The organism is Kineosporia succinea (genome assembly GCF_030811555.1).
Taxonomy (GTDB): domain Bacteria; phylum Actinomycetota; class Actinomycetes; order Actinomycetales; family Kineosporiaceae; genus Kineosporia; species Kineosporia succinea.
This window is the reverse complement of sequence record NZ_JAUSQZ010000001.1, coordinates 7715946-7728131: the sequence shown is the minus strand read 5'-3', so window position 1 is coordinate 7728131 and position 12186 is coordinate 7715946. Positions and strand designations below refer to the sequence as shown.

At 70.4% G+C, this 12186-nt stretch carries 10 protein-coding genes and 1 pseudogene; 8 read left to right on the top strand and 3 right to left on the bottom strand.

Translation table 11 applies throughout. The features are described 5' to 3' along the window. Positions 1 to 145: 145 nt before the first annotated feature. On the bottom strand, positions 146 to 1192 hold the full coding sequence (lplB, locus tag J2S57_RS33770) for a lipoate-protein ligase small subunit (RefSeq protein ID WP_370882737.1): 1047 nt from the start codon (positions 1190 to 1192) through the stop codon (positions 146 to 148). A 131-nt stretch (positions 1193 to 1323) separates the two neighbouring features. On the opposite strand from lplB, the gene J2S57_RS33765 reads away from it, so the two are divergent. The 5 genes and pseudogenes from J2S57_RS33765 to J2S57_RS33750 all read left to right on the top strand — a co-directional run bounded on the left by J2S57_RS33765 (position 1324) and on the right by J2S57_RS33750 (position 5920). Further along, entirely contained in the window at positions 1324 to 2523 is a 1200-nt protein-coding gene (locus J2S57_RS33765; RefSeq protein WP_307250397.1) for an MFS transporter, read from the top strand. A gap of 123 nt (positions 2524 to 2646) precedes the next feature. Continuing rightward, on the top strand, positions 2647 to 3126 hold the full coding sequence (locus J2S57_RS33760) for a flavodoxin family protein (protein ID WP_307250395.1): 480 nt from the start codon (positions 2647 to 2649) through the stop codon (positions 3124 to 3126). 55 nt (positions 3127 to 3181) lie between these two features. Then, entirely contained in the window at positions 3182 to 3979 is a 798-nt protein-coding gene (locus J2S57_RS33755) for an isocitrate lyase/PEP mutase family protein (RefSeq protein ID WP_307250393.1), read from the top strand. A 536-nt stretch (positions 3980 to 4515) separates the two neighbouring features. Then, positions 4516 to 5400: pseudogene (locus J2S57_RS35475) on the top strand (MFS transporter); the annotation flags it as partial. 169 nt (positions 5401 to 5569) lie between these two features. Further along, positions 5570 to 5920, top strand: coding sequence for an MFS transporter (locus tag J2S57_RS33750; RefSeq protein WP_307250392.1), 351 nt, complete (start codon positions 5570 to 5572; stop codon positions 5918 to 5920). On the opposite strand, the gene J2S57_RS33745 is transcribed toward J2S57_RS33750, so the two are convergent. Then, a complete protein-coding gene (locus J2S57_RS33745; protein WP_307250390.1) occupies positions 5880 to 6575 on the bottom strand; it encodes an alpha/beta fold hydrolase in 696 nt (231 codons plus the stop codon). The two genes, J2S57_RS33750 and J2S57_RS33745, sit on opposite strands and share 41 nt — an antisense overlap. Positions 6576 to 6812: 237 nt before the next feature. On the opposite strand from J2S57_RS33745, the gene J2S57_RS33740 reads away from it, so the two are divergent. From J2S57_RS33740 to J2S57_RS33730, 3 genes are all read left to right on the top strand, one after another. Further along, on the top strand, positions 6813 to 7847 hold the full coding sequence (locus tag J2S57_RS33740) for a methyl-accepting chemotaxis protein (protein ID WP_307250388.1): 1035 nt from the start codon (positions 6813 to 6815) through the stop codon (positions 7845 to 7847). Between the two features lie 152 nt (positions 7848 to 7999). Beyond that, on the top strand, positions 8000 to 9742 hold the full coding sequence (locus J2S57_RS33735; RefSeq protein ID WP_307250387.1) for a DUF6055 domain-containing protein: 1743 nt from the start codon (positions 8000 to 8002) through the stop codon (positions 9740 to 9742). A gap of 166 nt (positions 9743 to 9908) precedes the next feature. Further along, complete coding sequence (locus J2S57_RS33730) at positions 9909 to 10139, top strand: DUF6458 family protein (protein ID WP_307250385.1); 231 nt, start codon at positions 9909 to 9911, stop codon at positions 10137 to 10139. A gap of 500 nt (positions 10140 to 10639) precedes the next feature. On the opposite strand, the gene J2S57_RS33725 is transcribed toward J2S57_RS33730, so the two are convergent. Beyond that, entirely contained in the window at positions 10640 to 11950 is a 1311-nt protein-coding gene (locus J2S57_RS33725) for an ammonium transporter (RefSeq protein WP_307250383.1), read from the bottom strand. Positions 11951 to 12186 lie beyond the last annotated feature (236 nt).

The following is a 12186-nucleotide window of genomic DNA, read 5'->3' as shown; positions in this document are numbered from 1 at the left end:
GTGCCCGGCTTCGGGGGGCGATGGGGCGGTGTTCGTCACCCCAACGGGCAGAACCATCCCACCCGGACGCCCCGGAGTCCCCGGGCTCCGGTCGGTGCGGCCGCCACCCGAGGCGACCGCCACGTCCACCATCGGCTTCCTCGGATCAGGGCACCCGGGCCAGCCACGCGGGATCGCGGTACTTGCTCTCGGCCAGCGCTTGCGCCTGCGCCAGCGTGGCCGCGTCGACCGGGACGGTCTCCAGACCGTAGCTGTCGCGGAAGTGACCGAGCATCGCCTCGATCACCTGCTCGCGGGCCAGGCCGGTCTGGCTGCGGATCGGGTCGACCCGCTTCTTGGCGCTCTTGGTGCCCTTGTCGGACAGCTTCTCCCGGCCGATGCGCAGGATGTCGAGCATCTTGGCCGCGTCGATGTCGTACGACATGGTCACGTGGTGCAGCACCGCGCCGGAGGCCAGTCGCTTCTGCGCCGCGCCACCGATCTTGCCGGCCGGCGAGGCGATGTCGTTCAGCGGCTGGTAGCTGGCGTCGACCCCGAGCTGACGCAGGGCCCGGATCACCCAGGCGTCCAGGAACGCGTACGAGTCGGCGAAGCTCATGCCCTCGACCAGCGTGGCGGGTACGTACAGGGAGTAGGTGATCGTGTTGCCCGGCTCGACGAACATCGCGCCGCCGCCGGAGATCCGCCGCACCACGGTGGCCTCGTGCCGGGCCGCCGCCTCCCGGTCGACCTCGTTCGAGAGCGACTGGAACGAGCCGATGATCACCGAGTTCGACGCCCACTCCCACACCCGCAGGGTGGGTGCGCGCAGACCCTCGCCGACCTGCCGGGCGATCACCTCGTCGAGGGCCATCTGCATGTGGGGGTGCTGCTTGCCGGTCTCGACGAGCTCGAACGCGTGGTCGTGCCAGGCGCTGGAACGGCCCAGGGCGCGCAGCACCGCCAGCCCGATCGCGTGCGGGTCGAAGCCCACCATCACCGCGTCCTCGCGCACGTTCTCCACCGCCTGCGTCAGCGTGGGCAGCGGCGCGTCGTGCGGCAGGCCCTCGAGGGCGTCGGAGAAACGGCCCAGCGCGTCGTCGGGCTCGAGGAAGAAGTCGCCGGAGAGCACCAGGTCGGCCAGGAGCCCGTCGCGGACCGCCAGGTCGGCGACGACGAGCTTGCCCCCGGGAACCTTGTACTCGCCGTGCAGTCGTGTCTCATCGGTCGTCACACCAGCCGCAACGGCCGGTGGGCGCCGAACATGCCGCTCACGGAACAGGTTGTGCGTCACGTCCCCCGAACCACTGATACGCCGGAGGCCGGGCTCCTAAAGTGGGGCAGATGGTTCGACCCGCATTGTTGCTGGCTCTCCTGATCGACACGCTCGGCACCGGAATGTTCGGCCCGATGGTCCTGCTGTACTTCCATCTCGTCGCCGACCTCCCCCTCGCCCAGGTCGGCGCCCTGGCCAGCGCCGCCGCCGGGGTCGGCCTGGCCGTCCCGCTCTTCGCCGGACAGCTCGCCGACCAGCTCTCACCCCGCACCCTGGTGATCAGCGGACAGCTCATCCAGGCCCTCGGCTACTGCGGGTTCCTCGTCGCCCGCGAGCCGGTGGCCGTGTTCGGCTCGTTCGTGCTCACCACCGCCGGGCTGCGGGTGTTCTGGTCCACGTACTTCACGATGATCTCCGCGCTCCCCGGCGTCCGGGAGCGGCTGTTCGCGGTGACCGGCACGGTGCAGGCCATCGGCTTCGGCAGCGGGGCCCTCATCGGCGGGCTGCTCGTGGCCAGCGAGTCGCCGTCCGTGTTCCGCGCCGCTCTCCTGGTCAACGTCGTCTCGTACGTGCTCGCGGCGCTGCTGCTCACCCAGGTGCCGATGGTGCACGTGCCCTCCGGCAGCCGGGAGTCGGGGATCCGGACCCTGCTGCACGACCGCGCCTTCCTCGGGCTGATCGCCGTCGACGCCGGATTCGCGGTCTGCAGCGACGCGCTCGTGGTGGGCCTGCCGATCGCGCTGAAGGAGGGGAGCATGGGCCACGTCGGCGTGCTGGGGCCCCTGCTGGCGCTGAACACGCTCGTCATCGCGGCCGCGCAGCTCATGGTCGCGCGCGCCATCGGGGGCCTGTCACGGGTGCACGCGCTGGTGCTGGCCGGGCTGATCTGGTCGGGCTGGGCGCTGCTCATGGCCGTGCTGCCGAGGTTCGACCTGCTCACGTCGTCCCTGCTGCTCGTCGGGCTCGTCCTCGTCTACACCGTCGCCGAGATGATCCACGTCCCCGTCGCCAACGCCCTCGCCGCCGAGGCCGCACCGCAGGAACACCGCGGCATCTACCTGGCCGGCTTCCAGTACGGGTTCGCGCTCGCGCACGTCGTGGTCCCGGGAGCCTTCACCGCGCTGTTCGCCGTCGGGCAGGCGCTGCCCTGGCTGGTGATCGGAGGGCTGGCCCTGGTGGCCACGGCCGGCGCGGCGGCGCTGGGGCGGCACCTGCCCGCGGTCGCGGTGCAGCCGGCCGGGCAGCCGGTGGGGGCCAAGTACTCCTAGGGCCAAATACTCCTGGGACGGGGACTTCTGGTCCTGGGACGCTCCCGGGCCGACGGGAGATGGTGATCCGGGAATCCCCACCGGGGACCCCTCCGAGCACCCGCTCCGAGCACGGGAGAGACGTTGAACGTCCTGATCGTCATCGAGACCTGCTTCGGCAACACCCAGCGGTTCGCCGAGGCCATCGCCTCCGGGCTGGTCCGGCGCGGGGCCGCCGTCACGGTCGTCAAGGCCGCCGACGTGCGCCCGGATGCCCTGAACGAGGTGGACCTGCTCATCGTCGGGGCACCGACCCACAACCGGGGGCTGCCCGGCCCGGCCTCACGCAGGATGGCCCAGACCCAGGGAGCCGGCGCCACCGGGCCCGGGGTCGCGGAGTGGCTCGACGTGATGCCCGAATATCACGGACGGGCAGCGGCTTTCGACTCCGTGTCGGGAACCGGGTTCATCAACGGGTCGGCGGCCAAGAAGATCGTGAAGAGGCTGCAGCGCAACCTGGTCGAGGTCGCCGACAGCGAGAGCTTCGTGGTCGGCGCGGCCGAGGGACCACCGCTCGACGGGGAACTGGAACGCGCCGAGAAGTTCGGCACCTCGCTGGCGTAGCCGTCCCGGGTCGTTTCGGTCCCCGGCGAAGTCGTGGTGTGCCAAAGTGCTCGGCATGCTGAAGCACGCTCTCGGTGAGACTTTCGCGCAGATGCACCGCCCGGGCACGCCGCTGGTCGTCCCCAACCCGTGGGACGCGGGCAGCGCCCGGCTGCTGGAACAGCTCGGATTCCGGGCACTCGCCACCACGAGCGGAGGCCTCGCGTTCTCCCGCGGGGTGCGTGACGGCTCGGTCTCGCGCTCGCGGGTGCTGGAGAACCTGGCGGAGATCGTGCAGGCCACGTCGTTGCCGGTCACGGCCGACCTGGAGAGCGGGTACGGCGAGAGACCGGAGGACGTGGCGGACGCGGTGCGCCTGGCCGCGGACGCCGGGGCGGTCGGGTGCTCGATCGAAGACACCACGGGCGTGGAGTCCGCGCCGATCCGTCCGCTGCCCGAGGCCCGTGAGCGCGCCGAGGCGGCCGTGGCCGCGGCCCGGGAGCTCGACTTCCCGTTCACCCTGACACTGCGGGCCGACAACTTCTTCGCCGGGGTGCCCGATCTCGACGACACGGTGCGGCGGCTGCGGATGTACGAGGAGGCCGGCGCCGACGTGGTCTACGCGCCGGGCCTGCGTGACCTGGACAGTGTGCGGCAGGTGGTGCAGGCGGTCTCGGTCCCGGTGAACGTGCTCGCCATTCCCGGGTTTTCGGTGGACGCGCTGGCGGGCGCCGGGGTCGCGCGGGTGAGCGTCGGGTCATGGATGGCGCGGTCGGCCTACGCCGCCGTGATCGCGGCGGGCGAGGAACTCCTGAAGGCAGGAACGACCGGGCCGGTCCTGCCCTACGCGGAACTGAACGCCCGGATGTCCTGAGCCGCCCGGATGTCCTGAGTCGCCCGGACGGCCTGAGTCGCCCGGACGGCCTGAGTCGCCCGGGCGACCGGCGCCGCCGGGATGCCTGCATCACCTGGGCAGCCTGTGTCGCCCGATCGATCCGCGTCGCCCGATCGATCCGCGTCGCCCGAACCACCTGTGTCGCCCAGTCACCCGCGTCCCCCGATCCACCCGAACCACCTGCGTCGCCCGCACGTCTGCGTCGCCCGGACGGCCTGCGCCGAGTGCTGGCCTGAGCTGCCCGGTGGCTTGAGCGCCCGGCCGTGGTTCAGTGCTCACCGGTCTCAGAAGCCACACATGCGCAGCGGCCGGCATCGCGGTGTTTTCGATTATCGATAATCGAAAGCACCGCCCTCGGCCGCCCGGCCCACCTGGGCGTCCGCGTAAGCCTGGGTGGAGGCGGCCGTCAGGACGCGAGGGGACGCGCTGCCGAGGCTGCGGTGGTGGCATCGATCCGGACACGAGCGGGGCGCCAGTCTGAGGATCGACCCGGGCCAGAGGCGCGATTGCTGTAGATGCCGGCTCCTTCGAAAGTGTCTCTTGGGCAGTCGTCTTCGTGGGTCGTGGCCAGGTTCGCTCGGTGTGGGCGGCATCAGCCCGGCATTCACCGTTGGGTGCCCGGTCGCTCTCGTGCTCGCGGCGGCGGGCGGTCTGCCGGTGGCATAAGTGCTTGTGGGCCGGGCTCACCGGCCGTCAGGCCCGGCGGCATGACGAGCCTGACGGGGTGGCCCTACTGGCCTGTGCTCACGCATCCGCAGGTGCGAAGAGTGCTGCCCGGCCTGGCGATCTCGTACCTGGGCGACGGGATATCAGTGGTCGCCGTGGTGCTGCTCGCCCAGGAACTGACCGGCAACGCGGCCCTGGTCGGCCTGGCGGTGACGGCCTCCAGCCTGCCCGGGGCGATCGGCGCGCTCGTGCTCGGCCGCTGGGCGCACCGCTTCGCCGGCGCCGACCTGGCGCGCCGGGACGCGACCTGGAGATTCTTCACGCTCGGCGCGATCCCGGTGGCGTACGCCCTCGGCGCTCTCGGGATCTGGCTCTGCATCGTGCTTCTCGCGGCCTCGTCGGTGCTGCATTCGTGGGGCTCGGCGGGCCGCTACACGATGATCGCCGAGATCCTGCCCGAGAAACAGCATCTGGCGGGAAACTCGCTGCTGTCCGTGCTCAGTGAGATCGGCACGATCGCCGGTCCGCCGCTGGCCGGGCTGATCCTGGTCTTCTGGAACCCGGCCGGGGCTCTGGCCGTCGATGCGCTGTCGTTCGGGATCCTGGCCCTCTCGTTCAGCCGGACCGGCGCGCGAAAGCCGTTGCCCGACGCGTCCTCAGGCACCGACGGGTTTGCCCTGATCCGCGCCCGGCCCGCGCTGCTGGGCCTGATCACGCTCAGCGGCGCGTTCTTCTTCCTGTCGAGCCCGTTCTACGTGGCCCTGCCGACCCTGGTGCGAGAACCCGACGGCACGGCCACGCTCCTGGTCACCTACTACGGTCTTCGGGATCGGCGCTTTCGCGGGAGGTCTGGTCACACCGTACCTGCGGGGCCGTTCACTCTGGCCGATCACGCTGGGCAGCGTGCTGGGCGTCGGGATCTGCCTGCTGCCGCTCGGTCTCGGGGCCCCGGCCTGGCTCGGGGTGACCAGTTTCGCGCTGGCCGGCGTGAGCTGGGCGCCTTACCAGGCCACGGCGATGGCGCTGTTCCAGCGGGTGGCCCCGGCCGGCCGGCTCGCGCCGGTGCTGGCGGCGAACAGCGCCGTGGCCCTGCTGGCGGCACCGGCGGGAGTGGCGGCGGGAGGTGTGCTCGTCGGGTGGTGGGGTGCCCAGGTGACGTTGCTGGCGAGCGGTCTGGCCACGATCACGCTCGGCCTGGGAGCGGCGTTGCTGGTCAGAACCCGTTCTGCTCGAGCCACCGCCGGATCGTGGTGACCACGGTCTCGGGGGCGTCGAGGTGCACCGCGTGCCCGGCGCCGGACACCATCGACAGCTGGGAGTTCGGGGCCAGCCCGGCCAGGCGTTCGCGGGTGGGCGGCGGGGTCATCCGGTCGTCGGCGCCGAAGATCGCGAGCGTCGGCACCCGCAGCGTGACCGGCGGCGACTGCGCCAGGTCGGCGGCGGCGCGGCGGGCGGGCAGCGGCAGGCGCTGCAGATCGGCGGCGATCAGCGATCGGGCGGTGGGGGAGGCCGCGTAGAGCTCGACCAGGGCCGCGTCGGCGTCGGGGCGGCCCGTCAGCACGCCGGCGGCGATCGAGTGGTAGTCCCGGGAGAAGGTCTCCGGGCCGGGCAGACCGCCGAGCAGCACGACGCCGGCGATGCCCTGGGCGCCCGAGGCGGCCAGGTGGTGGGCCAGCACAGCGGTGCCCATCGAGAACGCGACCACCACGACCGGTCCGTCGGCGTCGGCGAGGGCGCGGTCGAGGCCTTCGGTCCAGGTGAGGGGGTCTTCGTCGACGGTGTGGGTGGAGCTGCCGTGGCCGGGCAGTTCCACCGCGCGGGCGGCCGGGGCGGGCTCGCCCCAGATCGCGAGCAGGGGTCCCCACGACGCCGCGGTCAGGCCGTACCCGCTGATGAGGATCATGTCCATGGATCCGACCGTAGCTGGCTCGCAGCCTCGTTCCGGGGCCTGGGCGAAGGCTTAACGGTGCTCTGCGGGGTGGTTAGCGTGCGTCTGTTCACAGCGTCCGGTGAGGACCTTGGTCCCGAATCACCCGATCGCCGAGCAGATCGTGATGCCGGAGAGTGACGATGCGTCAAGATCGTGGTGCCGCCACCGACCGGTCCCTGAGCGACGGACATCCGAATCACGGTGAAGGCGAGTCAGGTGGCATTTTTCAGGAACCGTTCCTCCGAGGTGGAGAGCACCTCCGAGACCTCGCCGGTCCAGCAGAAGCTGGAGGCGGCCGAGGCCACCGCGGCGAAGGCGGCCGCGGAGCTGGAGGCTGCTCGGGCGGAGATGGACTACGTCAGGGAACGCTACGAGCTGATGATCACGGCCTCGAACACCGGTCTGTGGGACCTGACCGTGGTGGCGGGTGACCCGGTGAACCCGAACAGTGCGTTCTGGTGGTCGGACGGGCTGCGCCGCATGCTGGGCTTCCGTGACGAGAACGACTTCCCGAACGTGCTGAGCAGCTGGTCGAGCCGGTTGCACCCGGACGACCAGGGCTGGGCGCTGGAGGCTTTCGCGGCGCACCTGAACGACAAGACCGGCCGCACGCCGTACGACGTGGTGTTCCGGATGCAGCTGAAGACCGGTGAGTACCGGTGGTACAGCGCAGTGGGCAAGACCAAGCGGGCGGCCGACGGCACGGCGCTGCGGGTGGCCGGGTCGCTGATGGACATTCACGAGCAGAAGGAACTGGCCCTGATGATGGGCGGTTTCGTGGACCGGCTGGGCTCGAACGCGGAGGCGCTGTCGACGGTCGGCCAGGAGATGGCGCAGACGTCGCGTTCCGCGGTGGACGCGGCGGAGGCGACGGCGCGCACGGTGGAGAAGCTGGGTGAGAGCAGCACCGAGATCGGCAAGGTGATCCAGTTCATCACCACGATCGCCGACCAGACGAACCTGCTGGCGCTGAACGCGACGATCGAGGCGGCGCGGGCCGGTGAGGCCGGGCGTGGGTTCGCGGTCGTGGCGACCGAGGTCAAGGCCCTGGCGACCGAGACGTCCAAGGCCACGGGCGACATCGCGTCGAAGGTCGAGGCGATCCGCGAGGACACGCAGAACGCGGTGATCGCGATCCAGGAGATCCAGCGCATCGTGGCTGCTTTCGAGGCGTCGCAGCACACGATCGCGGACGTGGTGGAGCAGCAGCGCGAGGCGGCCGACGAGGGGCGCAAGCTGCAGCTGAGCTGACGTGGTGGTGCGGGGCCCGGACGACGACCGGGCCCCGCACAGACTTATTGGTCCCTGAACGTTCCTTTCGCGGTGAATTGGGCATGGTCGTGGCTGTCTCCTCCGACCGGGAGCGCGTCGTGATCGTCCCGTCCTGAAGGGAGCATCGAACCGTGAGTCACCGGTACCCGCGCGCGGGGTTCGCCCTGCTGCTCGTGTTCGCCGTGGTCGGAGGGCTGTTCCTCCTGCAGACCCGGCCCGCCGCGGCAGCCGACAAGGCCATCTACATCCCGCCCAGCTGGCAGAAGACCGGCGAGGTGCCGTGGAGCGAAGACCGGTCGAAGGAGTCCGCGAACTTCAAGCTGCTGTGGGGCGAGAAGTCCGGCACCAGCCCCCAGACGGCCGCCTCGCCGTACAATTTCGACCCCGACAGCATCCTCACCCAGCTCGAGAACTACTACTCGTTCTACATGGACGACATGAAGTTCACGCCGGAGGACGGGCTGCTGGCGGAGTACAAGATCGTCGTGATCGTGACCAACACCTGGAACCGCACCGAGCTCAACGCGTGGGCCACCGGTGGGTCGGCGGACGGCAAGGTCGGCGTCATCAACATCGCGCCGGGCGCGGCGCAGCCGGGGTCGTGGGGCCTGGCGCACGAGCTCGCGCACGTCTTCCAGAACTACACGTTTCTGGGGGAGTCGGGTAAGGGCTTCACGGACGCCGGCGCGGGCACGTTCTGGGAGACCAGCGCCGAGTTCATGGCTATGCAGGCGCTGCCGACCACGGCCGCGGGCGACCTGAGCCGCTGGCTGCGGTCCGAGAACCTGTACTACAGCTCGAGCCGGCACCACTACGGCAACTGGATGCTGGCGCAGTACATCAAGGACCGCGACGGCCTGGCCATGTTCAACCGGATCTGGAACGAGGCCAAGAACACCGAGCACCCGCTCGAGACCTACCGCCGCATCAGCGGAATCACCCAGGCCGAGCTCAACCGGCGCCTGGGGGAGTACGCGACCCGCACGGTGACGTACGACTTCGGCAACAAGTCCACGCTGACGCCCTTCATCAAGGATGTGTACGGCGCGGGCTTCCTCAACAGCGCCTACAATGGTGGCAGCGTCGAGGCCGTCGACGCCTCTCTGGGCCACTTCCGCATCAGCGCCCGTCAGGCCCCGGCCGACTACGGCTTCAACAAGATCAAGCTGGTGCCCTCCAGTGACGGTGGCACGGTGTCGCTGCGTCTGAGGGGCCACGCCGAAACCGGGGCCACCGGCTGGACGTTCGGCCTGGTCGCGGTGAAGAACGGCACGCCCCGCTACTCGGAGCTGAAGACCGGCACCGACGGGCGCATCGACTTCCCGCTGCAGGCCGGTGAGAGCGAGGTCTGGCTGGTCACGACGGCCACGCCGTCCGCGGTGAAGCACTACGCGTTCCTCGACGGGTACGACAAGGCGCAGCGTTTCCCCTACGAGTTCCGGGTCTCCGGCGCCACCCCGTCGGGCTTCGAGTCCGGCTACACCAAGCCGGCCGCGACCAACGGTGGGCACTGGCACGCCAACGGTGGAGGCTGGGTCGGCCCGCAGGCGAACGTGGCGGCCACCGCGTACGTCGGCCCCAAGGCCGCGGTCTACGCCGGCACCGTCAGCGGCAACGCCCGTATCGAGGGCCTGGGCTGGGTCAACGGCGGCACGGTCAGCGGCAACGCCGTCGTCAAGGACAACGCCCTGATCCAGAGCGGCGCCAGCCTCTCCGGCAGCGTCGTGGTCGGCGGCGACGCCGAGTTCGCCATCGCCTGCAGCTCGGGCACCTACCTCGCCTTCAACCCCGACCGCGGGTGCGACGGCAAGGCCGGCGAGACCGACGTCAATCCCTCGTTCACGGCCTTCAGCAGCGCTGACCTCGCGCTGTGAGCGTGTTCTGACGGTGTTCTGACGGTGCTGGGGTGCCCGTAGCCGGCGCACCCCAGCACTGGCACCACGAGTTGCGGGTCTCCCGGGTCGGCAGAAGACTCTCGATCAAGACCGATACGCCGGATTCGCCCGGACGGATCGTGGGCACCGCAACGAGGAGGGTCACATGTACATCGGCGGAGGCATCGCGCTCCTGGTCATCGGCGGAATCCTGTCGTTCGGGGTGAGTGACCGCATGGACGGACTCGACCTGACCGCGATCGGCTACATCCTGATGGCCGGTGGGGTCCTGGCCATCATCCTGTCCCTGGTCCTGCAGCGGCAGCGCACCAACACCTCGCACACCGAGGTCGTCGAGCGCCGCAACACCGGCAACACCCCGCCGCCCCCGCTCTGAGCCCGTCGGCGGCCTGCCGGGTCTCACCACCGACCGACTGTCTTCGTGCCGCCCCAACCCGTTGCGCCCGTCCGCTGATCGGCGGCCTCGTACCCGGTTACCTGTGCCTCGCCCCGAGCGACTCCACGAGACGCTCGGGGCGATCACTGTGTCCGGTGCGCGCAAGATCGCTTCTTTCGATTATCGATAATCGAAAGAAGCACGACGTCGACTCCCGGCGAGGTGGGCGTCTGCAATGAAGGACGCGTGGGCACGAGGACGCGCGAGGGCGCCGGTCGCGGAGCCGCACCAGTGAAGAGACGAGCTTCAGCGTTGGCGCTGGAGACGCCGGTCGATCACGAGCGGGACGTCCCGGGGCGGCCGGGACGGCCTCGGGGATCAGATAGAGCAGCGATCAGATCGAGCAGCGATCAGGGCCACTGCTCCCGGGGCCGTCTCACGGAACGCGACAATGGTGGACGACCCGGTCGTCCACCATTGTCAGTGCCCCTTCGGGAACGTCAGGCGACGGGCGCCGTCTCCGTCGTGCGCACCGGCGTCGCCGCCGGGGCCGCCGGGAGCTGGCCCTCCAGGTCGTACGCCGACTCGGCGTGCTGCGTCAGGTCGATGCCGGTGGCCTCGTCCTCGGGAGCGATCCGCAGGCCCACGGTCCTGGCCAGGGCCAGCGCGATCAGCCCGGTGACCACGAACGAGTAGGCCAGCACCGCGACCGCGGCCACGATCTGGGTTCCCAGAAGCCCGAAACCACCGCCGTAGAACAGACCCGCCTTGCCGCTCGGCGCGTCCGCCGTTCCGAACAGCCCGATCAGCACCGTGCCGAGCAGGCCACCGACGAGGTGCACGCCCACCACGTCGAGCGAGTCGTCATAACCGAAGCGGTATTTCAGCGCGATGGCGAGGGGGCAGACCGCCCCGGCGACGGCACCGACCGCCAGCGCTCCCAGCGGGGTGACCGCGCCGCAGGCCGGGGTGATCGCGACCAGGCCGGCGATCGCCCCCGACATCGCGCCCAGCGTGGTCGCGTGCCCGTCGCGCAGCTTCTCGATCAGCAGCCAGGCCAGGATCGCCGCGCAGGTCGCGTTGAACGTGGTCAGGAAGACGACCGACGCGCTGTTGCCCGCGGCCAGGGCCGAGCCGCCGTTGAACCCGAACCAGCCGAACCACAGGATGCCCGCGCCCAGTGCGACCAGCGGCAGGCTGTTGGGCCGCGCCGCCCGCGGCCAGCCGGTGCGTCTCCCGAGCACGAGAACCAGTGCCAGCGAGGCGATACCGGCGTTGATGTGCACGGCCGTGCCCCCCGCGAAGTCGACCGCCCCGAGCGTGTTCGCGATCCAGCCACCGGCGACCGAGCCGTCGGAGGAGTCGAACGCGAACACCCAGTGGGCGACCGGGAAATACACCAGCGTGGCCCACAGCCCGGCGAACAGCAGCCACGGGCCGAAACGCACCCGGTCGCTGACCGCGCCGGCGATCAGCGCGGTGGTGACCACGGCGAACAGGGCCTGGAAGATCGCGACCAGCGCCGGCGGGAGGGCCGCGCTGTCGTCCGCGACCACCAGCTGGCCCAGCCCCGCGTACTCGGTCACGTCGCCGAGAAGTCCCAGCCCGCCGTAGGAGTCACCGAACACGGCCGAGAAGCCGAAGAAGGTCCAGAGGATCCCGACGACGGCCACGGCGCCGAACACCATCATGATCATGTTGAGCACCGACCGGGATCCGGTCATGCCGCCGTAGAACAGGGCCAGGCCCGGGATCATGAGTGCGACCGCCATGCTGGCGGCCAGGATGAAGGCGGTACTGCCGACGTCCATGCAGGTCTCCTGTCGCGATACGAAGTTGCCTGCCAGTAGGCACGGGGTGATCGATCGCGCCATGTCACGGCTGTGAAGTTCTGGTTTCCCGGCCCTCGGGCAATCCGGCCCGACCCGCTCCCGGCCGGGGTGCCAGGTGCCGGTCACCGGTTCCTGACGTCCTGGTAATTCCGGCGAAACAATGAGAACGTCTACTCGTGGTGGACATCGATTCTCATCGGTAAACCCATCGACCG